At 61.7% G+C, this 22,517-nt stretch carries 26 protein-coding genes; 11 read left to right on the forward strand and 15 right to left on the reverse strand.

Going from position 1 to position 22,517, the window contains the following annotated elements; all coding sequences use genetic code 11:
- Positions 1 to 22 precede the first annotated feature (22 nt).
- From ACST81_RS22770 to nirK, 3 genes are all read right to left on the reverse strand, one after another.
- The gene (locus tag ACST81_RS22770) at positions 23 to 718 is read right to left on the reverse strand and encodes a Crp/Fnr family transcriptional regulator (RefSeq protein WP_438754278.1); all 696 of its coding nucleotides are present in this window, start codon (positions 716 to 718) and stop codon (positions 23 to 25) included.
- A gap of 70 nt (positions 719 to 788) precedes the next feature.
- Positions 789 to 1,697, reverse strand: a complete 909-nt coding sequence (locus ACST81_RS22775) for an SUMF1/EgtB/PvdO family nonheme iron enzyme (protein ID WP_438754279.1) — start codon at positions 1,695 to 1,697, stop codon at positions 789 to 791.
- 77 nt (positions 1,698 to 1,774) lie between these two features.
- Positions 1,775 to 2,911: a copper-containing nitrite reductase gene (gene nirK / locus ACST81_RS22780; protein ID WP_438754281.1), complete on the reverse strand. Its 1,137-nt coding sequence runs from the start codon at positions 2,909 to 2,911 to the stop codon at positions 1,775 to 1,777.
- 183 nt (positions 2,912 to 3,094) lie between these two features.
- Here nirK and ACST81_RS22785 point away from each other — a divergent pair, with 183 nt between their 5' ends.
- The 7 genes from ACST81_RS22785 (at position 3,095) to ACST81_RS22815 (ending at position 9,076) form a co-directional block, all read left to right on the forward strand.
- Entirely contained in the window at positions 3,095 to 4,318 is a 1,224-nt protein-coding gene (locus ACST81_RS22785) for an NnrS family protein (protein ID WP_438754283.1), read from the forward strand.
- 122 nt (positions 4,319 to 4,440) lie between these two features.
- On the forward strand, positions 4,441 to 4,653 hold the full coding sequence (gene napE, locus ACST81_RS22790; RefSeq protein WP_438754284.1) for a periplasmic nitrate reductase, NapE protein: 213 nt from the start codon (positions 4,441 to 4,443) through the stop codon (positions 4,651 to 4,653).
- Positions 4,654 to 4,657: 4 nt separating this feature from the next.
- Positions 4,658 to 5,158, forward strand: coding sequence for a ferredoxin-type protein NapF (napF, locus tag ACST81_RS22795; RefSeq protein WP_438754286.1), 501 nt, complete (start codon positions 4,658 to 4,660; stop codon positions 5,156 to 5,158).
- Positions 5,151 to 5,429, forward strand: a complete 279-nt coding sequence (locus ACST81_RS22800) for a chaperone NapD (RefSeq protein ID WP_438754287.1) — start codon at positions 5,151 to 5,153, stop codon at positions 5,427 to 5,429. The genes napF and ACST81_RS22800 overlap by 8 nt, the downstream gene beginning before the upstream one ends.
- Positions 5,404 to 7,908 carry a periplasmic nitrate reductase subunit alpha gene (gene napA / locus ACST81_RS22805; RefSeq protein WP_438754289.1) on the forward strand — a complete coding sequence of 835 codons (2,505 nt, stop codon included), beginning with the start codon at positions 5,404 to 5,406 and terminating at the stop codon, positions 7,906 to 7,908. Before ACST81_RS22800 ends, napA begins: the two co-directional genes overlap by 26 nt.
- A complete protein-coding gene (locus ACST81_RS22810) occupies positions 7,878 to 8,372 on the forward strand; it encodes a nitrate reductase cytochrome c-type subunit (protein WP_438754291.1) in 495 nt (164 codons plus the stop codon). Before napA ends, ACST81_RS22810 begins: the two co-directional genes overlap by 31 nt.
- Positions 8,372 to 9,076, forward strand: a complete 705-nt coding sequence (locus ACST81_RS22815; RefSeq protein WP_438754599.1) for a NapC/NirT family cytochrome c — start codon at positions 8,372 to 8,374, stop codon at positions 9,074 to 9,076. Before ACST81_RS22810 ends, ACST81_RS22815 begins: the two co-directional genes overlap by 1 nt.
- 222 nt (positions 9,077 to 9,298) lie before the next feature.
- On the opposite strand, the gene ACST81_RS22820 is transcribed toward ACST81_RS22815, so the two are convergent.
- From ACST81_RS22820 to ACST81_RS22835, 4 genes are read right to left on the reverse strand one after another with little or no spacing between them, the layout of a single operon-like run.
- Positions 9,299 to 9,586, reverse strand: a complete 288-nt coding sequence (locus ACST81_RS22820) for a metal-sulfur cluster assembly factor (protein WP_438754293.1) — start codon at positions 9,584 to 9,586, stop codon at positions 9,299 to 9,301.
- Complete coding sequence (locus tag ACST81_RS22825; RefSeq protein ID WP_438754295.1) at positions 9,583 to 10,095, reverse strand: DUF2249 domain-containing protein; 513 nt, start codon at positions 10,093 to 10,095, stop codon at positions 9,583 to 9,585. The genes ACST81_RS22820 and ACST81_RS22825 overlap by 4 nt, the downstream gene beginning before the upstream one ends.
- A 12-nt stretch (positions 10,096 to 10,107) precedes the next feature.
- Positions 10,108 to 11,454: a hypothetical protein gene (locus ACST81_RS22830; protein WP_438754297.1), complete on the reverse strand. Its 1,347-nt coding sequence runs from the start codon at positions 11,452 to 11,454 to the stop codon at positions 10,108 to 10,110.
- Positions 11,455 to 11,477: 23 nt separating this feature from the next.
- A complete protein-coding gene (locus ACST81_RS22835; protein WP_438754299.1) occupies positions 11,478 to 11,744 on the reverse strand; it encodes a DUF2249 domain-containing protein in 267 nt (88 codons plus the stop codon).
- A 190-nt stretch (positions 11,745 to 11,934) separates the two neighbouring features.
- Here ACST81_RS22835 and hemN point away from each other — a divergent pair, with 190 nt between their 5' ends.
- Positions 11,935 to 13,284 (forward strand): oxygen-independent coproporphyrinogen III oxidase, encoded by a 1,350-nt coding sequence (hemN, locus tag ACST81_RS22840; RefSeq protein WP_438754301.1) that lies wholly within the window; start codon positions 11,935 to 11,937, stop codon positions 13,282 to 13,284.
- A 238-nt stretch (positions 13,285 to 13,522) separates the two neighbouring features.
- Here the strand turns inward: hemN and ACST81_RS22845 are convergent, their stop codons facing one another.
- The 4 genes from ACST81_RS22845 to ACST81_RS22860 form a co-directional block, all read right to left on the reverse strand.
- Positions 13,523 to 15,418 carry a nitric oxide reductase activation protein NorD gene (locus tag ACST81_RS22845; protein ID WP_438754303.1) on the reverse strand — a complete coding sequence of 632 codons (1,896 nt, stop codon included), beginning with the start codon at positions 15,416 to 15,418 and terminating at the stop codon, positions 13,523 to 13,525.
- Between the two features lie 7 nt (positions 15,419 to 15,425).
- A complete protein-coding gene (locus ACST81_RS22850; RefSeq protein ID WP_438754305.1) occupies positions 15,426 to 16,238 on the reverse strand; it encodes a CbbQ/NirQ/NorQ/GpvN family protein in 813 nt (270 codons plus the stop codon).
- A gap of 64 nt (positions 16,239 to 16,302) precedes the next feature.
- On the reverse strand, positions 16,303 to 17,646 hold the full coding sequence (locus ACST81_RS22855) for a cbb3-type cytochrome c oxidase subunit I (protein ID WP_438754307.1): 1,344 nt from the start codon (positions 17,644 to 17,646) through the stop codon (positions 16,303 to 16,305).
- A gap of 30 nt (positions 17,647 to 17,676) precedes the next feature.
- Complete coding sequence (locus tag ACST81_RS22860; RefSeq protein WP_438754308.1) at positions 17,677 to 18,129, reverse strand: c-type cytochrome; 453 nt, start codon at positions 18,127 to 18,129, stop codon at positions 17,677 to 17,679.
- A 212-nt stretch (positions 18,130 to 18,341) separates the two neighbouring features.
- On the opposite strand from ACST81_RS22860, the gene ACST81_RS22865 reads away from it, so the two are divergent.
- Positions 18,342 to 18,566 (forward strand): hypothetical protein, encoded by a 225-nt coding sequence (locus tag ACST81_RS22865; protein ID WP_438754309.1) that lies wholly within the window; start codon positions 18,342 to 18,344, stop codon positions 18,564 to 18,566.
- A 266-nt stretch (positions 18,567 to 18,832) separates the two neighbouring features.
- On the opposite strand, the gene ACST81_RS22870 is transcribed toward ACST81_RS22865, so the two are convergent.
- On the reverse strand, positions 18,833 to 19,123 hold the full coding sequence (locus ACST81_RS22870) for a hypothetical protein (protein ID WP_438754311.1): 291 nt from the start codon (positions 19,121 to 19,123) through the stop codon (positions 18,833 to 18,835).
- A 3-nt stretch (positions 19,124 to 19,126) separates the two neighbouring features.
- A complete protein-coding gene (locus ACST81_RS22875) occupies positions 19,127 to 19,672 on the reverse strand; it encodes a cytochrome c oxidase subunit 3 (RefSeq protein WP_438754313.1) in 546 nt (181 codons plus the stop codon).
- Positions 19,673 to 19,784: 112 nt separating this feature from the next.
- Here ACST81_RS22875 and ACST81_RS22880 point away from each other — a divergent pair, with 112 nt between their 5' ends.
- Together ACST81_RS22880 and ACST81_RS22885 are read left to right on the forward strand one after the other, a co-directional pair.
- A complete protein-coding gene (locus ACST81_RS22880; RefSeq protein WP_325464795.1) occupies positions 19,785 to 19,940 on the forward strand; it encodes a hypothetical protein in 156 nt (51 codons plus the stop codon).
- A gap of 8 nt (positions 19,941 to 19,948) precedes the next feature.
- On the forward strand, positions 19,949 to 20,641 hold the full coding sequence (locus ACST81_RS22885; RefSeq protein WP_438754315.1) for an NnrU family protein: 693 nt from the start codon (positions 19,949 to 19,951) through the stop codon (positions 20,639 to 20,641).
- Between the two features lie 101 nt (positions 20,642 to 20,742).
- Here the strand turns inward: ACST81_RS22885 and ACST81_RS22890 are convergent, their stop codons facing one another.
- Both ACST81_RS22890 and ACST81_RS22895 read right to left on the reverse strand, forming a co-directional pair.
- The gene (locus ACST81_RS22890; RefSeq protein WP_438754317.1) at positions 20,743 to 21,417 is read right to left on the reverse strand and encodes a 5-formyltetrahydrofolate cyclo-ligase; all 675 of its coding nucleotides are present in this window, start codon (positions 21,415 to 21,417) and stop codon (positions 20,743 to 20,745) included.
- 108 nt (positions 21,418 to 21,525) lie between these two features.
- Entirely contained in the window at positions 21,526 to 22,419 is an 894-nt protein-coding gene (locus ACST81_RS22895) for a LysR substrate-binding domain-containing protein (RefSeq protein WP_438754319.1), read from the reverse strand.
- Positions 22,420 to 22,517: the final 98 nt, after the last annotated feature.

The following is a 22,517-nucleotide window of genomic DNA, read 5'->3' on the forward strand; positions in this document are numbered from 1 at the left end:
CAAACAATCATGAGATTTGCGGTCAATGATCACTGCTGTCGGCAAGCGCCTGCAGGCCGGCAATGTCACGCACCAGCAGTTTCTGCCGCCCCCCCTCGACGAGGCCCTTGCTTTCCCAGGCGCTGAGGATACGGGAAACGGTGTGCAGCGTCGTGCCGGTCATCTCGGCGATGTCCTGACGGGTGATCGGAAAGTCGATGCGGATGCCGGCCTCCTCGGCCCTGCCCGCCTGCTTCGTCAGCCGCAGAACAGTGTGGGCCACGCGGCGTTCGACTTCCTCGGTGGAGATTTCACGTATGCGGGTATGGGCCTCTTCCAGCCGCTGGCCGATCGTGTTCAGGGCGCTGACGGCCAGATGTGGGCTGCGATCGATAAATTGGGGCCAAAGCTCGGTCGCCCAGCAAAGCGCAAGGCTCTCGATGACCGCAAACGCCGTGCCGGGATAGTCGCTGCGGCGCAGGGCCTTGGCAAAGCCGAAGAGATCGCCCGGATGAACGACCCGAACGATGATCTGCTGCCCGTCTGCCGTCACCTGAGTCACCTTGAGGCGGCCATTGAGAAGAAGGAAGAAATGTGTCGCCGCGGCGCCCTGTTCGAAGAAGGCTTCCCCAGGCCCGATCCGCTTGGACACGGCCTGCGACAGCAGCGCCTCCACGTCGGAGTCCGGCATTCTGTCAAACATCGGAAAGGATTTGACGACGCTCTTGTCTATCTTCAACGGAAACTCCAGCTCGGCAAATATCGATCCATGGTCGGTACTTTACTAGCTGTAGTTTCCCAGACAAGCACTAGGAAATAATGCCGCGGTCGCGCAATCGCTTCAAGAGGCTTGCATACCAGCGGTCGTCACGGATCAGCCGGAAGCCCAGATTGGACGGCGGGGCGCCGACCGAGCATCCGCCGGTCTTCGGGTCACGCACGAAAGCGCTCATCGGCGAATTGTGCCGGCCGACGGTCACATAGATGCCGCAGGCCGCGTTCGTTTTCGCTGAAGCCGCGCCAGCCAGATCGATCCGGCGGTGGCAGGTCGATGTCCATTCCCAGACATTGCCGGCAAAGTCCGCGAGGCCGTATTCGTTCTCGCCGAAATGCCCCCTTTCCTTTGGTTCCGGTTCGCTGTCGGCCTTCCGCCGGCTTTCCCGCTCATAATCGGCCAGCCAGCGAAGCGCCGGGTTGCGGCTGTCGGAATCGACACCGAGAGCGTCGTCGGCGAATTTGCCGGCGGCGGCAAAGGCAATCTGTTCATAGGTCGGGACAAGCCAGGTCTCCCCGGTCTTGTCGCTGAACCAGTGCGCATAGGCCATCGCGTCATCGTGGCTCACGCCGGTCGCGGGGAACTCCGCGCCGCGTATATGCGCCGGCGCGATTGCCACACATCGGCCGTCATCGACGCAGCGGGCATATTCGCCCTCGCTGACCTGGTACTTCATCAGCGACAGGCCAATCGGGATGCGCTTTTCGACCATCGGGCCATCGACGGCATAGCCGTTGCGGTAGAACTCGCCATCGCTGCGGTAAGTAAAACTGCCGGCGGGAACCTGCAGAATCTCGGCGAGATCGGCCGCCTTCGTTACTGCAGCGGCCGGCTCAAAGTAGCCGAGCTGCCCGGCAAGACCGGCGGAAGATCCGATGAGAAGGCTGATCGGCAGGGCGATCGAAAGAAATGAGACGGTTTGGGTGTTCGTGCGCTTTGCCATCGGGATATCCCCGCTTCATACGGCATGTTCTTGAGGAGGATGCCCGCGCCGCCTGGCGACGCGGGCTGTGTCGAAGCCTAGTGGCTATTGGGGGTGCTGATCGCGGTCATCAGGTCGTTGTTCCATTCTCCCTCGACCTTGAAGTGGCCGGCCGCGCCCTTCTCGAAAGCTTCGATCAGATTGTGGTTGACATAGGCGTAGATGCCCGGCTGCTGGAAAGTGTAGAAGGCCGCACCGGCGGCACCTCCCGGAATGAACCAGGTTTCCTGGTCGAGTTCCGGCGGGTTGGCGAACTTACCGGTCGCCCAGACATAGTCACCGTGGCCGCCGATCAGGTGCGGCCGGGTATCCCGGTTTGCCTGCGAATGCAGAATCAGGACCTTTTCGCCCACCTTGGCCTGGAGTGCATTGTCGCCAGTCAGACCGCCGACCGCGCCGTTGAAGACGATATGGCTCGGGGTCAGGGTGTTCATCACCTCCAACACATCGGCATAGGCCTCGCCGGAGCTGTCATACTTCTTGTAGTTTCCGTCCGCGTCGCGCGGCACGTAGAAGTCCTGCTCGCCGACATAGTAAGCGCGATCGTAGACGAGATCGTTGCCCTGATGATCCTTGAGGCCGTCACGCGGCAGCACCATGATCGCGCCGTTCATGCCCGAGGTGACATGCCAGGGCACCATTCCGGGAGGTGCGCAATGATACACGAACACACCGGCCTTGGTCGCCTTGAAGCGCATGACCGCGCTCTCCCCGGGGTTGACCACGGTCAGCGCGCCGCCCCCCAGGGCGCCGGTTGCCGAATGGAAGTCGATATTGTGCTGGAGCTCGTTGGTCTCCGGATTGACGAGGGTCACTTCGACATAGTCGTCCTGGTGCACGACGATCATCGGGCCGGGAACCGAGCCGTCGAAGGTCATGGCATGAACTTCCGTGCCGGCTTCGTCGATGACGATCTTCTTTTCCTCGATGGTCAGCGTGACTTCATAGATCTTCGGTCCGCCAACGGCCTTCTGCGTATGCGGGTGGATGAAGGGCGGCTTCACCAGTTCGAGCTTGACGCGCTCGATACCGGCAAGGTCGGTCGGCGCCGGCTTGACGGTGCCGACCTCGGAAGTCGCCTTCGCGGTCGTGGCAGCCATGATCGGTGCCGTCGCTCCTGCGAACGCGGCCCCGGCAAGAATAGTACGCCTTGTAATCATGAATTGGCTGCTCATGGGACTTCTCCTGGTTGGGAACGAACTTGTTTCGTCCTTTCGATGAGACGTTAGCCCCGGTCCCGACGGCTCTCTTTGTGCTGGAACAACATTAGAAATCCAAAATTCACTCGCTTTTTGTGCTTGCGCAAAGAGAGGGCACATTTCCTGTCCCATTGTCCGTTCAGAGACTGGAGACAAGACATGAGTGATGCCGAGCAACTTGCCACGCCACGGAGAGCCGCTGTCCCGCGCGGCCTATCAACAACCGGACCGATCCTGTTTTCCTACGGATTCCGACCGTTCTTTCTCGGGGCTGCGATCTGGACCTGTTGCGCGATGACGCTCTGGATTCTGGCGCTGACGGGACGAATCGATCTTGCCGGGGACTATGGTGCTCATGCCTGGCACGCGCATGAAATGCTGTTCGGTTTCGCCAGCGCCGTCCTCGCCGGGTTCCTGCTGACCGCCGTGCCCAACTGGACCGGAAGGCTGCCGGTTTCCGGTAAGCCTCTGTTCTTCCTGTTCCTGCTCTGGGTCGTGGGGCGCGTCGGCATGCTCGTACCGGATTTGGCCGGCAGTGCCGTTGCCGCGGCGATCGACGCCGTCTTCCTGCCGACGCTCCTTGTCATCTGCGTGCGGGAAGTCGTCGCGGGAAAGAAGTGGGCGGACCTGAAGGTGATTGCCGGGATCGCCGTACTGTCACTCGCCAATATCTGCTTTCATATCGAAACCATCGTGAACGGCGCCCCCGACATCAGCCCGAGGCTCGCCATATCCGCCTATATCGGCATGGTGATCGTCGTCGGTGGGCGCATCCTGCCGAGCTTCACGCGCAACTGGCTGGCAAAGCAGGGTGCCATCGGCTTTCCCGTTCCCTATGGCAGGTATGATACGGTCACGATCCTCGCATCCGTCGCCGTCCTGCTCTTCTGGTCGTTTCAACCGGAAGGACCGGTCGTCGCCCTTGCCGCGATCGCCGTCGCCCTGCTGCAGGCGATCCGGCTCTATCGCTGGCGCGGATGGAGAACGTTTGCCGAACCGCTGATCGTCATCCTGCACATCGCCTATCTCTTCGTACCGCTCGGATTCCTGGCGATCGCCGCCGCCGCCGTTGGCAAAATGGATGGATCGGCCGCCATGCACGTGCTGACGATCGGAACCGTCACCTCGATGATGTTGGCCGTGATGATACGCGCGACCAGGGGCCATACCGGCCGCATCCTGACCTCGTCCGTGCCGACCAATCTCTCCTATGCCGCGATCATGGTCTGCGCGGTTGCGCGTCCCCTCACCTCCGCCTTTCCGAATCACACCGATTCGCTCCACGCGATCGCGGGGCTAAGCTGGCTGGCGGCGTTCTTGTTATTTTTGTGGGAATATGCCCCCATGCTGATACGCAAGCGCAGACAGGCGTCTGAGCGGTAAACGTGCCATTTCATTTCACTTTTTACCCATGAAGGTGACATTTACCCAATAGACAAATGCGGAATTTGCCCTACAGTAAATTGCTGACCCGATGTCTCACGCAATCTCTGGAGGGTGTTGTCTTGGAGGCGACCCGAACGAACGACGTCACCAGCTTCCGTGCCAAGCGTCGCAAGGAACTTCTGACATTCGCCGTCCTGGCCTTCGGTATCTGGCCCATCGTCGCCGTCGGCGCGGTCGGTGGTTATGGCTTCGCCGTCTGGATGTACCAGATTGTCTACGGCCCGCCAGGTCCGCACGACATCAATCCGGCCCCTCCTGGATCGGCGGAGTGATCCGATGCCGGCATCCGTTTCCACCAGGCGTGCATTTCTGACCGGTCGACCGATGATCGAGACCGCCGCCGTTTATCCGCCGGGTGTCACCGAGCAGTCGGTGCTCGACTGTTCCGGCTGCGGCAAGTGTGTCGAAGCCTGTCCAAGTCAAATTATCGTCATGCGGTCGGGTCTCCCGACCATCGATTTCGATCGCGGCGAATGCACCTTCTGCGGCACGTGCGCGGAGCGATGTCCCGAGCGGGTTTTCCCGCCTGTATCCACGACTCGTTTCCCCCATCATGCCGTCATCGAGGACAGCTGCCTCGCGGTGAACTATGTGGACTGCCAGGCCTGCAGGGACGGTTGTCCGGCCGATGCCATCAGCTTCCGACCCCGGCGGGGCGGCCCGTTCGTGCCAAGCCTTGACGCGGATGCCTGCACCGGCTGCGGCGCCTGCATCGGGCTCTGTCCCACCGCCTCCATCTCCATGCGACCCGTGTCCCGGGAGGTAGCCCATGTCTGACAGTCATCACATTTCGAGCGCGGTCGTCGTCACGCGGCCGGAACTGACGGACAAAGTCGCGTCCCGGCTCGTCATGCTGGAGGGGGTCGAGGTTCACGCCGCCAAGCCCGGCAAGATCGTCGTCGTCATCGAGGGACCGCATTCAAGCGTACTCGGCGAGACGCTCATCCGCATTTCCGCGATGGACGACGTGCTTGCCGCACACATGGTTTTTGAACAGGTTATGCAGAAGAAGGAGGTGAGGGATGACGAGCGAACTGACGCGGCGTGATCTCCTGAAGGCGCAGGCGGCGGCGATTGCGGCCTCAACCGCGGGCATCGCCATGCCGGCAGCGGCCCAGTCCGTGCCCGGCGGGGTCGAGGCGCTGGAAATCAAATGGTCCAAGGCGCCCTGTCGCTTCTGCGGCACCGGCTGCGGCGTGATGGTCGGCGTCAAGGACAATCATGTCGTCGCCACGCATGGCGACATGGAGGCGGAGGTCAATCGCGGCCTCAACTGCGTCAAGGGCTATTTCCTCTCCAAGATCATGTACGGCAAGGATCGCCTGACGACGCCGCTGTTGCGCAAACGCGACGGCGCCTATGCAAAGGACGGCGAATTCGAGCCGATCACTTGGGAAGAAGCCTTCGACATAATGGCCGCACAGGCCAAGCGGGTGCTGAAGGAAAAAGGCCCGACCGCCGTCGGCATGTTCGGCTCCGGTCAGTGGACGATCTTCGAAGGATATGCGGCGACCAAGCTGATGCGCGCCGGCTTCCGCTCCAACAATCTCGACCCCAACGCCCGTCACTGCATGGCGTCCGCCGCCGTCGCCTTCATGCGCACGTTCGGCATGGACGAGCCGATGGGCTGCTACGACGATTTCGAGAATGCCGACGCCTTCGTGCTCTGGGGCTCGAACATGGCCGAGATGCATCCGATCCTGTGGACGCGCCTGGCCGATCGGCGGCTCGGGCACGAGCATGTGAAGGTCGCGGTGCTGTCAACCTTCACCCATCGCAGCATGGACCTCGCCGACATTCCGCTGATCTTCAAGCCCGGCACGGATCTGGCGATCCTCAACTATATCGCCAACCACATCATCCAGACCGGACGGGTGAACCAGGAGTTCGTCGACAAGCACACGAAATTCATGAAGGGCACCACGGACATCGGCTACGGCTTGCGTCCGGACAATCCACTGGAGCTGAAAGCCAAGGGCGTCGCCGATGCCGCCAAGATGGACGCGATCGACTTCGAGGCGTTCAAGCAGATCGTCTCGGAATACACGCTCGAAAAGACCGCCGAACTGACCGGCTGCGACAGCGCGTTTCTGGAACAGTTGGCCGAGCTTTATGCCGATCCGAAGATCAAGGTCATGTCGCTCTGGACCATGGGCTTCAACCAGCATGTGCGCGGCGTCTGGGCCAACCAGATGGTCTACAATATCCATCTGCTTACCGGAAAAATCTCCGAGCCCGGAAATAGCCCCTTCTCGCTCACCGGCCAGCCTTCGGCCTGCGGCACGGCGCGCGAGGTTGGCACCTTCGCCCACCGCCTGCCCGCCGACATGGTTGTCACCAATGCGGAACACCGCAAGCATGCGGAAGAACTCTGGAAGCTGCCGGCCGGCTTGCTGCCGGACAAGGTCGGCTATCACGCCGTCGAGCAGGACCGGATGCTGCATGACGGCAAGTTGAATTTCTACTGGGTGCAGGTCAACAACAACGTTCAAGCCGCCCCCAACACCAGCAACGAGACCTACAAGGGTTATCGCAATCCCGATAACTTCATCGTCGTCTCCGATGCCTATCCGACAGTGACGACGATGAGCGCCGACCTTATCCTGCCTGCGGCCATGTGGGTCGAGAAGGAAGGCGCCTATGGCAATGCCGAACGGCGCACCCATGTCTGGCACCAACTCGTGACGGCGCCCGGAGAAGCGCGCTCCGACCTTTGGCAGATGGTTGAATTCTCGAAGCGCTTCACCACGGACGAGGTCTGGCCCGCCGATATCCTTGCCAAGGACCCGGAATACAAGGGCAAGACCCTGTACGAAGTCCTGTTCCAGAATGGTCAGGTCGATAAATTCCCCCTTACGGAAGTTCCGACCGAATATGAAAATCGCGAGGCCAAGGCCTTCGGCTTCTACCTGCAGAAGGGGCTGTTCGAGGAATATGCCAGCTTCGGCCGCGGCCACGGCCATGATCTGGCGCCCTACGATACCTATCATCAAGTGCGCGGTCTGCGCTGGCCCGTCGTCGACGGCAAGGAGACACGGTGGCGGTACCGCGAGGGCTACGACCCCTATGTCAAACCCGGCGAAGGCCTCAAGTTCTACGGACAGAAGGACGGCCGCGCCGTCATTCTCGGCGTCCCCTACGAGCCGCCAGCCGAATCTCCCGACGAGGAGTTCAATTTCTGGCTGGTCACCGGCCGCGTGCTCGAACATTGGCATTCCGGCTCGATGACGATGCGCGTGCCTGAACTCTACAAGGCCTTCCCCGGCGCCCGTTGCTTCATGAACGGCGACGATGCCCGCAGGATGGGCATCAACCAAGGCGCCGAAATCCGCATTCAGTCACGGCGCGGCGAAATCCTCAGCCGTGTCGATACGCGGGGGAGAAACCGCATGCCGCACGGCGTGATCTTCGTCCCGTGGTTCGATGCCAGCCAACTGATCAACAAGGTCACGCTCGACGCCACAGATCCCATCTCCAAGCAGACGGATTTCAAAAAATGCGCAGTCAAGATTCTTCCCGTCGCCTGATCAGAAGGCGCACCTGGGCGATTACGGCGGTCGCCCTCTGTCTCTTTACCGGCGGCGTCACCTTGGCGCAGGTCGTGCCGCCGCTGACCGGAAGCCAGGATCCGATGCAGAGCCAGGATACCCGTCCCTTGCCGAAATGGGTGATCGACGACCTGCGCAAGATGCGGAACTATCCGGACCAGCCGCCGATCATCCCGCATTCGATCGACGGCTACCAGCTGTCGGTCAACACCAACCGCTGCCTCTCCTGCCACAAGCGCGAGCTGACGGAAGGCTCGGGAGCGCCGATGATCAGCGTCACCCATTACATGACCCGCGAAGGCCAGATGCTCGCGGACGTCTCGCCGCGCCGCTATTTCTGCACCGCCTGCCATGTACCCCAGGCCGACGTGAAGCCATTGGTGCCGAACACCTTCAAGGACATGAGCGAACTTGGCTTCCAGCCGGCGGGTTCTGAACAATGATCGCGCGCGTGAAAGCCCTTGTCCTTTGGGTATGGACGCTGCTCACGACGCCGGCGGTGACGCTCAGCCTCGGCTTTCTGACACTGGGCGGCTTCGTCGGCGGCGTGATGTTCTGGGGTGCGTTCAACACCGCGCTGGAAATCACCAATACAGAGGCCTTCTGCACCAGCTGCCATGAGATGAAGACCAATGTCTACGAGGAGCTGACACGGACTGTGCACTTCTCCAACCGCTCGGGCGTCCGCGCCAGCTGTCCGGACTGCCACGTTCCGCACCAGTGGACGGACAAGATCGCCCGCAAGATGCAGGCCTCCAAGGAGGTCTGGGGCAAGATTTTCGGCACGATCAACACGCGCGAGAAATTTCTGGATCATCGCCTGGAACTGGCCCAGCACGAATGGGCGCGCCTGAAGGCCAATGACAGCCTGGAATGCCGCAATTGCCACTCGATGGCAGCCATGGACCTGACGAAGCAGACGGAGCGCGCGGCGGAAATCCATACGCGCTATCTTCTCTCCCGCAAGGCGACCTGCATCGATTGCCACAAGGGGATCGCGCATGAACTGCCGAACATGGAAGGCGTCGATCCCGGCTGGAAGGTTCCGGCCGAGCTCATCGGCAAGACCGCCCATAGTGGTTGGCATGACAGCGCCAAGCTGGCGGCTTATCTGGACGGCACGATGTCGGAATATGCGAACGACTGAGTGGCCTTCGATGCGCGGCTATCCGGGCGATTGTCAGCTGAACTGACGTCCGTGGCCGGCATTCGGACTGTCGGCGAGACCGGAAGTTTTCGGTCCCTTATTTGTATTGAATATCCGTGCCGGGCCATCAGGCCCGACGGCGGAACTCTCCCGGCCGGATACCAGGATGGCGCCAGTGAGATTGCCGAGGATAGATGTCGGCTGGCAGGATGCAATCATGGCTCACCCCCGCATCATGTCCGGCGACCACGGCGGGTCGTAGGTCAGTTCGACATCGACGGTCCGCGCCAGGCCTTCCGCCGCCGCCCGTTCGCGAACGGCATCGACGAGGAAGCCTGCTGCCGGGCAGCCGCGCGTCGTCGTGGTCATGCGGATCAGCAGGCGGTCGTCTTCCATCACGTCCGCTGAATAGATCAGACCGATATCGACCACGCTTCGGCCGATTTCGGGGTCGATGACATCGGACAGGGCGATCGCGATCCGGTCGGAGATTGCTTGGGGCGCGATCATTGCTTCGGTTCCCCACGCTTGATCATCATGCGAAAGGCCGCTCCCGCCTCATCGAAATTTCCAACCCATTGGTGGCCGCGCTTGATCAATTCCGGAAACAGGAAAACCGGCTCGCGTCCGAGGACTGCGAAAAGCACGCTTCCGACCGGCATCGTCTCCAGCGCATGCAGGATTTTCACCATCGGCTGCGGCGGGTCGAGCTCGGTCAGGTCAAGCTCGACGGTCGGGTCTGCCCAATTGTCCGCACTCCCGGCATCGTCCGAGGACTGGACCTCGGCATTCTTTGGGAAGAAACGCACTTCATAGTCACCATCGGCGAGTTCGGAAAGTTCATAGAGGAAGCCTTTGCGCTCCATGACGGAAAACAGCGGCTGCGGCTTGAACGGCGCCAGCAGGCGCAGCCCTTCCTTCGGCCTCAACCCGTCCACTGCGGTCATGATCGCGACGAGGGGCTCCACGCCTGCGGCCAGCAGGGGGCGGACGTCCAGTTCCTTGTATTCGATACCCATTGGCTTACTCCTTCAGTTCTGATTGGCGTATAGCAGATGCGGACGCACCGCACCGTGAGGCAGCCGGATGTCGGTGGGCGCATATTCCAATCGGCGCGCGCGGACGAATTCCACCACGAGCCCGGCGACGGCGGCGCATTCGGCCAGGGCCGCCAGCCGGAAAAGCATATCGATGCCGGAAAGCAGCGCGACAACTCCGATCGAAACGCCAACATGATAGAGAATAAACCAGATTCGACCGCAGGCTTCCTTGACGAGGTCCTGCACGCGCGGCACCGGGGCCCGCCCCATCACTGGACCATAGGCTTCAAGCCAGGTCAGGAATGGAACGATCTTGTAGAGCTGCGCCAGCCCCAGTCCGGAAAGCCAGCCCATGACCAGCGCATAGACGGCCGCCTGCCCGAGTGGCACCGTGTCCGGCACGATCTGCTCGACCGCGAGCATGACAAAGGCGACGACGAGATAGATCAGCGCTCCGACCCCCGCGACAGTGTTGAGTTCCAGCGTCTTGCGACGGCGCGACCGGACCATCCTGGCGATGTCGGCGAGGTAGAAAGCAAGAGCGATGCCAAAAAGCAGGATCGCGATCGCTTCCATCGCCCCAACGAGGTCTGGATAGAGGAAGGAAACGAACAATCCGGACCAGAGGACGACGAGGGCCAGAACCACGCTGGAAATCAGCCGCCGGGTCGAGAAGCCGGTTTCCGGCGCCAGCATGAACATAGAGAACAACCGGTAGCTGACACCGACGGCCGTGACGCTCATCCAGCCGACCGTGCCCGAGATTGCATGCACCGGCAGGCCCCGGATCAGCAGATCGGCGCCCCAATCCGTGTTCAGCCAGCCGCTTAACACGCTGGTGAAGATAGCGCCGAGCGAAATCGTCACGAGAAGTGCCGCAAGACCGATGAGGACGAGCCGGCTCGAATGATCCCTCGACGGCTGCGACAGGATCGTCGCGGCGAACGACAGGGCCAGGGCAACAAAGCCCATTGCCAGCAAGGCCGCACCAGTCGGCAGGATGGAAAGGTCCAGATCGACATGGCCGCCAAGCGTCAGGAAGCCGGCCAGCAGCGCCGACAGGCCGCAGACCAGCAGGACCAGTGCCGGTGCCGCCACGCGCGCGAAGCGGGCCTTGGCGGCGGCGAGCACCGGCACGAACTGAAGAAGCGCGCCGCAAAACAAAAGCCCCAGCCAGCCGATCGCCAGCAGGTGGACGATGAACAGCGTGTCCGGCGCCCTCACATCTTCGGACGGAAAGCCGAAACCCGCCCCCATCGCCGCCAACCCGAGAAGGAAGCAGACGACTGATGTGGCGAAATAGGACATTGTCCAGCGGGAGATGGGAGCACCGGGCATGGATCGCTTCCTTCACATGGGGTTCAGTGGCCGCAGCAACAATCGCAGCCGCTGCTTTCGGCGCGGGTGATCGCGACCTTCCAGACCTGGGGTCCCTGTTCCAGATATTCCCAGCCGAACTCGTCCGGGAAACGGGTCGAAATCTGGTAGTGCAACGGACGCGGATCGTGGTCGCTGGTGACATGCATGGCAGCGCCGGGCGTGAGCGTTGCGAGCATGCCGAAAATGGACGGATGGCGCTGCGCCGGCGGGATCGTCCGCACATCGATTTCGGGGATGGTATCTGACATATCGGCTCCAGAAGCTTGGAATTGAAACACGGACAACGCGGTCCGTCACCGCAAACTATGGGTTATGCGACCAGCCGACATTGCTCCGGAACAAACAGCCGGCATTTATCGGAGGCCATGTTGACCCAAGACAAAGAGGAGCACGCGGCGATGTCCTAGAAACAGGTCGTGGATTGAAGAAGGAAATGTCATGACCAACGACATCATTGCGAAATATGGCGATGCCCGCCTGCCGCGATATACCAGCTATCCGACCGCTCCGAAGTTTTCGAACGAGATCGATGCAGCCGATTATGCCGGCTGGATCAGGGGCATCGGCGCCGGCACGACCTCGCTTTACCTGCACATCCCGTTCTGCCGTTCCATGTGCTGGTACTGCGGCTGTCACACCACCATCACCGAGAAGGATCAACCAATCCTCGACTATCTCGATGTGCTGAAGCGCGAGATCGAAATGGCCGCCGGGACATCGGCGAGCCCGCTCGACGTGCGGGAAATCCATTTCGGCGGGGGTACGCCGACGATCATCGAGCCGCAGGAATTCGTCGGGCTGATGTCGCTTCTGCGGCGAAACTACCAGATTCACGACGAGGCGAATATTTCGGTCGAGATTGATCCGCGCACACTCGCCCCGGACATGGCGGCAGCGCTCGGCGAAGGCGGTGTCACGAGGGCAAGCCTTGGCGTCCAGAGCTTCGACCCCATCGTGCAGAAGGCGATCAACCGCATCCAGTCGGAAGAGACCACCGCCGCGACGGTCGAGGCGCTGCGCCGCAACGGCATCGGCGGCATCAATTTCGACCTGATCTACGGCCTGCCGCACCAGACGGTCGCCTCCTGCCAGGACACCGTGCGGGCCGCGATCGCCATGCGGCCGGATCGCTTCGCCGTCTTCGGATATGCGCATATTCCCAGCTTCAAGAAGCACCAACGCCTGATCGACGAAAACGCCCTGCCCGATGCCCAGGCCCGCCATGAACAGGCCGAGGCGATCGCTGCCGATCTCGTCGCGGCAGGCTACCGGCGCATCGGCCTTGACCATTTCGCCCTGCCGGAGGACGAGCTTGCGATCGCCGCCGAAAACGGCGCGCTGCGGCGGAACTTCCAGGGCTATACCACGGACAATTGCGACGCATTGCTGGGCTTCGGAGCCTCAGCGATCGGCCGGCTGGCAGATGGCTACGTGCAAAACGAAGTGCCGCCGGGCTCTTATGCGCGCAAGGTTGCCGCCGGTGAACTGCCGACAGCGAAGGGCTACAGGCTGACCCGCGAAGACAGGTTGCGCGCCAATGTCATCGAGCGGCTGATGTGCGATTTCGGTGCCGATATCCCGGCAATCGCCGCCGCGCATGGCTTCTCGCCGGATGTCCTGGTTGGGCAGAACCAACCTCTGCTGGACATGGCCGAGGATGGTTTGATCTCGTTCGAAAACGGCATGATCCGCCTCGACGGTGCCTACCGCTTCCTCGTCCGTACGGTCGCTGCAACCTTTGACAGCTATCTTGCTGACAGCCAGCGCACCTTCAGCAAGGCGGCCTGAGCGAATATCGACAAAAAGAGGGCTCGAAGGTCCGCCGCCTTCGAGCCCTCTTCCGCACGCTGCCTCCCCGTCAGCGTACGAATACCGCGTAAAAAGTGCCTCTCATCCGCCCTGTCGGGCACCTTCGCCCCGTTTTGACGGGGAGAAGGGATATGCCGCAAACTCGGTCGTCCCCTCTCCCCGTCAAAACGGGGAGAGGGTTAGGGTGAGGGGCGAACCTCCCAGCCGCCCACCCAATTTATCGCGTCAGCCCCCGGTAGAGTGCCGGCAGCGCCTGCGGCAGCTTTCCGATGTCACCGACGATGGCAAAGCCGTTGCGGCCGAACATCGACGGCAAGTAGCTGCGCGCGTCCTTGTCGACAGTCACCGCGAAAACAGACGTGCCTTGCCGCCGTGCCTCGAACACCGCCTTGCGCGAATCCTCGAGCGCGAAGCGGCCCTCATAGTGATCGATGTCGTTTGGCTTGCCGTCCGTCAGGATCAGCAGCAGGCGACGGCGGTTGGGCTGTTTGGCCAGCTCCGCCGTGGCATGCCGGATGGCGGCGCCGATGCGGGTGTAGTAGCCGGGTTTCAGCCCGTCGATCCGGCGCTCGACCTGCGTGCTCATGGGCTCTCCGAAAGCCTTCACCGTCTCCATCCGCACCCAGGAGCGGCGGCGGGACGTAAACGTCAGGATGGAATGATTGGTACCGCAGGCGGAAAGTCCGTGGGCAAGCACGGTCAGCGCCTCCTTTTCGACATCGAGCACCCGTCTGTTGTCGAACCAGGCATCGGTCGACAGCGAGACATCGGCAAGGATCGTTACGGCGAGATCGTGGCCTTGCGGCCGCGACAGGAGATGGATGCGATCCGTGCCCTCACCGCCGGCGGCAAGGTCGGTTCGCATCCGCACCACCGCATCGAGGTCGAGTTCGGCGCCATCGAGCTGAGACTTCAGCACCTCGTTTTTCGGTCGCAGGATTTCGAACTGGCGCCGCACCTTGCGCACCAGCGCCTTCATATCTTCCGAGGGCTTTGCAGCCGTATCGTCCGCGGTCGCTGTCGCAACCACGACCTTGCAATAGGAAGGCATGTATTCCCCCTTCCGGTAGTTCCACTCCGGATAGGAGACCTCCGCCTCGATGGCATTCGCATCGACGGCCTCGGGCGGCAGGTCGAGATCGAAGCGGAATTTCGCGGATGGGCGCTCCTTGCGGCGACCAAGGGTGATCTCGTCCAGATCACGCCCGGCATCGCCGGAATCGTCCTCCTTATCGTCTGTCGGGCGGTCGACATTGACCATCTCCGCCATGGCGAGGATTTTTTCGAACCGGTTGAGAATGAAGGGGCTGCGCTCCGTCGGCTGTCGCGTCGTTTCGCGGTCGGCGCGATAATGCCCCTGCCCTTCGAGGATGCTTCCCGTCCCCCGGTTTTCCTCATCCTCGCCAGGCATCGTGACGGTTTCCGGCCGTCGTTCGAAAAGAGGCCAGACGGGCACGGCCATCATCCGCTGATAGCCGGCCGGCGCATGGCGCGGGAAAATCGCCGGTGGATGCATCTCCGACAGGCCGGCGCCCGCCCGCAGCAAGCCGATCACCCTGTTTTCGACCAGTTGCTCCACCGCCGGCAGGAGACCGCGCCGACGCTCGGAGGCGAGAGTCGCACACAGGCCGACATAGGGTCTCGCAAGGCCCGGAAATCGCGACAGCACCCGGCGAACATTCGCCTTTACCATGGCAAGCGCCTCCAGATCCGCCTGGAGCGGATCGGTCTCGGTCAGCCCGGACAGCCTCATCTGCGCCATATAGGCGGCAAGCCAGATGTAGAGATCACGATTGAGCGTCCGGTCCGCAAAGAGATCGATGGCCGGCGGCAGCATCACCACACCGATATCGCGCGCGGCAAGCGCCATCTTCTCCTCGCCGAGGCCGACCAGTTGTCGCAGGCGAAGCCGGTGCGAACTCGTGCGCGCATGCGCCGGCCCGAGCTGCGCCGTCGCCTCGCCGCCAAAGCCGCGAAAGCAGGTGGCGAGGATCGGCTTCATCTGGTCGAACGTCACGGCGCTTTCGGGATAACGCGGCATGCTCGAGGTCGAGCCGACCAAACGATGCCAGAATTTGCCGACGGTCTCTTCCAGTTCCAGGAACTCGAACATGCTACCCTCAGGCGATCACGCCGTTTGCGACTTCAATCAGGGCGGCCTTCACGTCGGGATCGTCGCTCAGTGGCTCGATCATGGCGACGCGGACGGCCTCCCGCACAGTCAGGCCGGAATCGATCAGGGCGGCGCAATAGACAAGCAGCCGCGTCGAAACACCTTCTTCGATGTCATGACCTTTGAGATGGCGCAGGCGGTTTGCCAGCTCGACCAGCGGCGCGACCCGCGCTTCGTCAAGGCCGCTCTCAGTCGACACGACGACAATTTCCTGGGCCTTGGGAAGGAAGTCGAACTCGATCGAGACGAAGCGTTGCTTGGTCGAGGGCTTCAACGCCTTCAGCAGATTCTGGTAGCCGGGATTGTAGGAGACGACCAGCATGAAACCCGGCGGGGCGACGAGTTGCTCGCCGGTACGCTCCAAGGGCAGGATGCGGCGGTCATCGGTCAAGGGATGCAGGACGACGGCCACGTCCTTGCGCGCCTCGACCACCTCGTCGAGATAGCAGATGCCCCCTTCGCGGACCGCCTTGGTCAGCGGCCCATCGACCCAGACCGTGTCGCCCCCTTTCAGCAGATAACGGCCGGTTAGATCGGCGGCGGCCAGATCGTCATGGCAAGAGACCGTGGAGAGCGGCAGGCCGAGGCGAGCGGCCATGTGGCTGACGAAACGGGTCTTGCCGCATCCGGTCGGCCCCTTCAGGAGCAGCGGCAGTTGCCGGGTCCACGCGATCTCGAACAGCCGGCATTCGTTGCCGCTCGGCACATAGGGGGGGATTTCGACTTCTGCCCGTTCGCGGGCGGTGGAAAGCATGTTCATGACGGATTCTCCAGGGAAAACATGGCCCCGCCGAAAGAGGCGAGGCCGGAGGTTCATGCAAGGCTTATTCGGCCGCCTGCAGCGAGGCCCGGGACGCGACCCGCTCCTTGCCCGGCACGAAGATCGCCCAGATGAACATGATGGCCGATATCAGCACGAAGATGCCCGAGCCCAGCCGGATCCAGTAGAACAGCGCCAGTTGGTCCTGCACGTCCATGTAACCTTCGCCGAGCACGCGCTGCAGATGGACCTGCAGGACACCGGCAAAGGTCAGCGCGAAGGTCATGACCGACATGGCGGTGCACATCATCCAGAAGCTGACCATCGACAGCATCTGGTTATAGGGCGCGCGGCCGCGGATTTCCGGCACGGCATAGGCCATGATGGCGAGGTTCAGCATCACATAGGCGCCGAAGAAGGCAAGGTGCCCGTGGGCGGCGGTAAGCTGGGTGCCGTGGGTATAGTAGTTCACCGAGGACAGCGTGTGCAGGAAGCCCCAGACGCCGGCGCCGAAGAAGGCCATGACCGAGCAGCCGATCGACCAGAGCAGGGCGGCGCGGTTGGGATGCTTGCGGCCGGCCTTCCAGGTCATGACGAAGGTGAACATGACCATGGTGAAGAAAGGCGCCACTTCGAGCGTCGAGAAGATCGAGCCGATCCACTGCCAGTAGCCTGGTGCGCCGATCCAGTAGAAGTGATGGCCGGTGCCGAGAATGCCCGAGAACAGCGCCAGACCGACGATGACATAAAGCCATTTCTCGACCACTTCGCGGTCGACGCCGGTCAGTTTGATCATCAGGAAGGCGAGCACGGAGGCCATGATCAGTTCCCAGACACCTTCGACCCAGAGATGGACGACATACCACCAGTACATCTTGTCGAGCGCCAGGTTGGCCGGATTGTAGAAGGCGAACAGGAAGAAGATCGCCACGCCCCAGAGCCCGAAGATCAGGATATTGGTGACGACGGTCTTGCGGCCCTTGAGCACGGTCAGCGTGATGTTGAAGAGGAACATCAGGCAGACCACGACGATGCCGACCTTGATCAGGAACGGTTGTTCCAGGAATTCGCGGCCCTCATGATAGCGGAACAGATAGCCGACCACGGCGACCGCGGCGGCAATCAAGAAGATCCAGAACTGGGCGATGGCGATCTTCGGGCTGTAAAGCTCGGTCTCGGCCTCTTCCGGAAGGAGATAATAGGTGGCGCCCATGAAACCGATCAGCAGCCAGACGATCAGTGCATTGGTATGCACCATGCGCACGATGTTGAACGGCAGAAGCTCCGAAAGCGTGTTGGGCAGCACATAGATGGTGCCGGCGAGAACGCCGAACAGCACCTGGGCAATGAACAGGCCGAGCGCGCCGTAGAAATACAGCATGGCGACCTTCTGGGTTTGATACTTCATCTGGAAATTCCTTGTCCCTGTCCCTTAAGGTTAGCCGGCATCGTTCGGAGGCCAGTTCTGCGTCTTGATCTTGCTGGTCCATTCGAGGAAATCAGCGAGGTCGTTGAGCTCCTGCTCGGTCAGATTGAACTGCGGCATCTGGCGGCGGCCCTCGATGCCGGATGGTTGGGACGCCATCCATCCCTTCAGTGTTTCGCGGGCACTTTCCGGATCCGTGTCGCCGCCCCAGCGCTTCCAGACATTGCCGATCTCGGGGGCGAAATAGGCGCCTTCGCCGAGAAGCGTGTGACAATTGATGCAGGAGTTTTCTTCCCAGACATGCTTGCCGCGCGCGACCCCGTCGGTCAGCGTGGTCTCGTCGGTGGATGTGGTACGCATGTAATAATGGCTATGCGCGGTGAGCGCGACGAAGATCGCGAAGAAGAAAGCGGATCCGCCGTAGAAGACGTTTCGCGCTCCTGTTTTGGTTAAATGTTCTGACATTCGCTGTCCCTCTGGCCTTCAGGGGTCGGATTGATCGGGCCATGCGATCGGTCGCAAAAGCCTCCACCACGGCAGATGCGGGAATCCGACCGATCGGTCTTTGCGAAAAGGCAAACAAATCGGAGACACGCGACCGGCGGGGGTGCCGCGGAAAATTTGAAGCAGGCGGGAACCGGACAGGCCTGTGCCGGTTTGGGCGACAGGAGGCCCGGATGATGCCGCCGCTGGTCTGGTTCGTCGTGAGGAATTTCGCAAGCGGGTTCGCGCTCGGCATGTTTGCCGCGCTCTCGGTCGTGACTGTCGCGCCATCCTTCCTGATCGCACAACTTGTCAGCACCAGCCCGGTCGGTCTCTGGCTGATGATCTTCGCCTACGGCTCGACGTTCGGCCTCGGCTATCTCGTGACCGCGCTCTGGTTCATGACGGAGGATGTCTAGAGCATCGTTCCCTTAATACGCCCCATTCTGCTGGAAGGAATTTTGGCCAGAACCAAGGCGGCTGGCGAAAAGCGCAGCAAAAGCTGCGGTTGAGACGGCCACCGCCGGTAGTGGCCAAAATTCATCCAGCCCTTCGGGTTGACTGAAAACGGCCGCCCACTGCGGCGGATGGCTGGACCGATGGATGTCGCATCGCTCTGCGCCATCCTTCTTGTGGATCGGCCGTTTTCAGCCAACAGAATGGATCGTATTAAGGGAACGATGCTCTAGCCGGTGACGCCGAACGTCGTAAAGGCCGTCCGGGCTGCTGCGACAAGGACGAAGACGACCGGCCAGGCGACCAGTGCGACGGCCATCCTGGGCCGAAGGCTACGCAATCCCATGAAGTCGAAGATGATCCACCTCGCCTTGACGATCACCAGGGCAAGGATGATGGCAAAGGCCGCGAATGGCATCGCCTCATGATGCCATTGCGCCGCCACGAGGCCTGAAAGCATGGCTGCGAAGATGGCGCCAATGGCGCGCCCCGCCAACCAGATATCCTTGTTGTGTCTCATGTTTCACCCGAGATAGATGACCGGAAAGATGACCAGCCAGACGATGTCGATGACGTGCCAGAGGGTCGCGACCAGCGCCACGTTCGACCGTTCCGCCCGGCGTGCGACCAGAAGCATGACGAGCCCCAGGAAGATCACATGGGCGAGATGAAAGCCGGTGATGATGAAATAGAGTTCGAAGAACGAACTGAACGCGGCATCGCCGGCAAAGCGGATTTCGCCCGAATATTCAACGAGCTTGATCGCGACGAAGGCAAAGCCGAGGCACGCCGCGCCGACAAGCGCCAGCCTGCGGATACGAATGGACGCGGCGCGATCGGCCTCCGCCGCCAGCCAGCCGCTGACGATCAGGACCACCGTATTGATACTGGCGAGGCGGCCGTTCAGATGCAGCTTCGCGATGGCATAGCTCTCCGGCTGCAGCAGGGACATGACCAGAAAGGCCGAAAGCAGCACCCCGAAGGCGATCAGCTCGCTCCAGACCAGGATCCACAGAATGAGATCGCCATCCGATTGCTTCTCGGCGGCGCCGTCAACGACAAGCGTCATGGCACAAGTTTCCTTTTTGTCCTTCCTATCCCGGCCGACGATCGCGCTTCTTTGTCCAAACGCAAGGACAATGCAGGCTGATCGGGCGAGAAGGAGGAAAAGGAGACAGACCATGACCGACGCACAACTGGGCCTCGTTGTCACGACGCCGATCATCATCGGCTTTTCGATCGCCCTCAACCGCATGGGCGTGTTGCAGGCCTACAGTACGATCATCGCCGTTGCGGCATCCTGCCTGATTGCGGCGACGCTCTTCCTGCAGCAATAGGATGAATCATGACCGGCTTGTTCATCGCCTTCGCCCTCTTCGTTTTCCTGCATTCGGTGCCGGCGATCCCGGCCATCCGGGCCGGTATCATCGATCGGGTCGGCCGACCGGTTTATTTCACCGGTTACTCGACGGTATCGACGGCCCTTCTCGTCTGGCTGTTCTATGAAGCGCTCAACACCGATTACATCGAGCTTTGGGAGCCCGCGCGCTGGCAGGCGACGGCGACCTTCATCCTGGCGCCGCTCGGACTGTTCCTCGTCATCACCGGCCTCATCAGTTCCAACCCGTTCTCCGTAACCTTGCGCCGCGAAACCGGCGCGCAAGGCGCAATCGTCAACGTCACCCGCCATCCCGTGCTCTGGGGTTTCGCCTTCTGGGCGTTGGGCCACGTCCTGCCGAATGGCGACCTCAGATCCCTCATTCTCTTCGGCGGTTTCACGGTCTTTGCGCTGGGTGGGATCGCCATGGCGGAGCGGCGGGCACGCAAACGGCTCGGCGGGGATTGGCAGGGCACAACGAAGGGGTCCGCGATCATTCCGCTCCAAACGCTTCTGCTGCGGCAACGCCGGTTCCGCATCGATCGTCCGATGCTCATCGGCGCGATCATCACGGCAGTGACGACAATGTGCCTGCTGCATGGCGGACATGCGCTTCTGGTCGGGCCCGACCCGATCGCGACTCTGCAATCCCTTGGGTGAAATCGGATCGGTTGTTTTCCGCTACGACGGGTCAGGACACTTTCCTGCGTCACGGGCACTTGCATTGCAACACAACGATCTTGCCGGGCAGCGGCACCACCTTAGCCGGGCCGGACAGTTCCCGTTTCCAAGACGATCAAGTCCATCGGAATATCGTGCAGCTGCGGATAGATCGTCGCGAGCCTGGCCGCTGCGTAACCAACGCCGATGACGAGCGGCCTGGACGGGAGGGCAGAAAGCGTCCGGTCGAAGAAGCCGCCGCCATAGCCGAGGCGATAACAGGCGGGATCATAACCGACGACAGGAGCGATGACGATATTCGGCACGCACGGCCGGCTTTCGGCCGGGATCGGAATGTTCCAGACGCCGCGCGACAGAGCCTCGCCAGACTGCCAGAGATGGAATTCAAGCGGCTTCCCCTTCTCCACCACCACCGGCAGCGCCGTTCGCCCGCCCCGCCGGTTGATCTCCTCCAGGAGCGGCCGCATATCCGGTTCGCCCCGAAACGGCCAATAGGCGCTGACGGTGCGGCCTCCGACATCCCCGATCTCGGCAAGCACCCCGGCCGCGATCGCCTCACCCTGGGCCGCGCGAATCTCGGCCGGCACAGCCATCCGCTCGGCGATAAGACGCGCCCGCTCCCCCTTGCGCCAACGGTTCACATCCGTCCAGGCCTGCAGGTCGAGCGGCCCCGGCAATCCCGAATAGGCAGGATCGATCTCATGCAGGAAACAGGGCGGCGAAGAAAATGTGGCGGGCATGTCGTCGTCTATCATCACGCCCCTCCCGGGCTTGGATGTGTTGCGATCGCTCGGATGCTACACCCCATCGCGGCTTTGTGCACGAAATGAAGGACACATTGCGGACACGCCGGTCTCGAATGATTACCGGCCGAGCCAATCAATGAACTGACGGACACTCTCCTTGCCGGCCCGGCGCTTGGAGACCACAACGAAATACCCCGCCCGCGTCTTGATCGATGCCTCGGTCAGGCGCACGAGCCGGCCTTGATCGAGCAGATCACCGACCAGCCGTTTCCAGCCCAGCGCGACACCTTGACCATTCAAGGCGGCATAGATCGCCTCGGTATAAAAGCTGCAATGGATGCCCCGCGTCTTGCCCGCGCCCTGGATCGAATGGGCCGCGAGCCATTCGTCCCATCCCGTCCATGTCGGGTCGTCGGTATCGCTTGAAATCAGCGGATGTTTCAGAAGGTCCGCCGGCGAAACGATCGGCGCATTTGTCTTCGCATATTCCGCGCTGCAGATCGGGAAGACCTCGTCGTCGAACAGGAACTGCGCCTGACCGTCCGACCATGTACCATTGCCGTATCGGAGCGCGACATCGATGTCTCCGCCATCGATCTTCGTCCGCGAATCCTGCGTGATGATCCGCAGCTTCACATTCGGATGCATCTGGGAAAAGGACCCGATCCTCGGCAACAGCCAGAAATGGGCAAAGGAAATGGTCGCCGAGATGACCAGTTGGTCGTCCGGTTTTTCCAGCCGAAGATCGGCAACCGTGTCGGCAATCATGTTGAAGGCGTCTCCTGTCACGCCAGCGAGCGTCTTTCCCTTTTCCGTCAGCTCGACCCGCCGATGCAGCCGCTCGAACAGCGGGAATCCGAAATCCTCTTCCAGCAGATGGATCTGCCGGCTCACCGCAGCCTGGGTAACACCAAGTTCGAGCGCAGCGCGGGTGAAACTTGAGAGACGCGCTGCCGCCTCGAAGGCCGTAAGTGCTGTCAGAGGCGGGATTTTCCTGCGCAGATTGGCCATGCTTTCCTCTGTCTGCGACACCGCGTGCGGTTGAACGGACCTGCCAATATGGCATTACATTTGGTAATGCGTGTCAAGCCCATTTGTGACGTTGAGCG

The organism is Pararhizobium sp. O133 (assembly GCF_051669845.1).
In the GTDB taxonomy this organism is placed as follows: Bacteria; Pseudomonadota; Alphaproteobacteria; order Rhizobiales; family Rhizobiaceae; genus Pararhizobium.

Excerpts from the sequence above, each read along its gene's own strand:
- napF (WP_438754286.1), top strand. The coding sequence starts at position 4,658 with ATGCCGGCATCCGTTTCCACCAGGCGTGCATTTCTGACCGGTCGACCG.
- ACST81_RS22775 (WP_438754279.1), bottom strand. The coding sequence starts at position 1,697 with ATGGCAAAGCGCACGAACACCCAAACCGTCTCATTTCTTTCGATCGCC.
- ACST81_RS22875 (WP_438754313.1), bottom strand. The coding sequence starts at position 19,672 with ATGACGCTTGTCGTTGACGGCGCCGCCGAGAAGCAATCGGATGGCGAT.
- ACST81_RS22830 (WP_438754297.1), bottom strand. The coding sequence starts at position 11,454 with ATGCCCGGTGCTCCCATCTCCCGCTGGACAATGTCCTATTTCGCCACA.
- ACST81_RS22855 (WP_438754307.1), bottom strand. The coding sequence starts at position 17,646 with ATGAAGTATCAAACCCAGAAGGTCGCCATGCTGTATTTCTACGGCGCG.
- ACST81_RS22820 (WP_438754293.1), bottom strand. The coding sequence starts at position 9,586 with ATGATCGCGCCCCAAGCAATCTCCGACCGGATCGCGATCGCCCTGTCC.
- hemN (WP_438754301.1), top strand. The coding sequence starts at position 11,935 with ATGACCAACGACATCATTGCGAAATATGGCGATGCCCGCCTGCCGCGA.
- ACST81_RS22825 (WP_438754295.1), bottom strand. The coding sequence starts at position 10,095 with ATGGGTATCGAATACAAGGAACTGGACGTCCGCCCCCTGCTGGCCGCA.
- ACST81_RS22860 (WP_438754308.1), bottom strand. The coding sequence starts at position 18,129 with ATGTCAGAACATTTAACCAAAACAGGAGCGCGAAACGTCTTCTACGGC.
- ACST81_RS22810 (WP_438754291.1), top strand. The coding sequence starts at position 7,878 with ATGCGCAGTCAAGATTCTTCCCGTCGCCTGATCAGAAGGCGCACCTGG.
- ACST81_RS22845 (WP_438754303.1), bottom strand. The coding sequence starts at position 15,418 with ATGTTCGAGTTCCTGGAACTGGAAGAGACCGTCGGCAAATTCTGGCAT.
- nirK (WP_438754281.1), bottom strand. The coding sequence starts at position 2,911 with ATGAGCAGCCAATTCATGATTACAAGGCGTACTATTCTTGCCGGGGCC.
- ACST81_RS22865 (WP_438754309.1), top strand. The coding sequence starts at position 18,342 with ATGATGCCGCCGCTGGTCTGGTTCGTCGTGAGGAATTTCGCAAGCGGG.
- ACST81_RS22885 (WP_438754315.1), top strand. The coding sequence starts at position 19,949 with ATGACCGGCTTGTTCATCGCCTTCGCCCTCTTCGTTTTCCTGCATTCG.
- ACST81_RS22895 (WP_438754319.1), bottom strand. The coding sequence starts at position 22,419 with ATGGCCAATCTGCGCAGGAAAATCCCGCCTCTGACAGCACTTACGGCC.
- ACST81_RS22880 (WP_325464795.1), top strand. The coding sequence starts at position 19,785 with ATGACCGACGCACAACTGGGCCTCGTTGTCACGACGCCGATCATCATC.
- ACST81_RS22890 (WP_438754317.1), bottom strand. The coding sequence starts at position 21,417 with ATGATAGACGACGACATGCCCGCCACATTTTCTTCGCCGCCCTGTTTC.
- ACST81_RS22870 (WP_438754311.1), bottom strand. The coding sequence starts at position 19,123 with ATGAGACACAACAAGGATATCTGGTTGGCGGGGCGCGCCATTGGCGCC.
- ACST81_RS22850 (WP_438754305.1), bottom strand. The coding sequence starts at position 16,238 with ATGAACATGCTTTCCACCGCCCGCGAACGGGCAGAAGTCGAAATCCCC.
- ACST81_RS22785 (WP_438754283.1), top strand. The coding sequence starts at position 3,095 with ATGAGTGATGCCGAGCAACTTGCCACGCCACGGAGAGCCGCTGTCCCG.
- napA (WP_438754289.1), top strand. The coding sequence starts at position 5,404 with ATGACGAGCGAACTGACGCGGCGTGATCTCCTGAAGGCGCAGGCGGCG.
- ACST81_RS22835 (WP_438754299.1), bottom strand. The coding sequence starts at position 11,744 with ATGTCAGATACCATCCCCGAAATCGATGTGCGGACGATCCCGCCGGCG.
- ACST81_RS22800 (WP_438754287.1), top strand. The coding sequence starts at position 5,151 with ATGTCTGACAGTCATCACATTTCGAGCGCGGTCGTCGTCACGCGGCCG.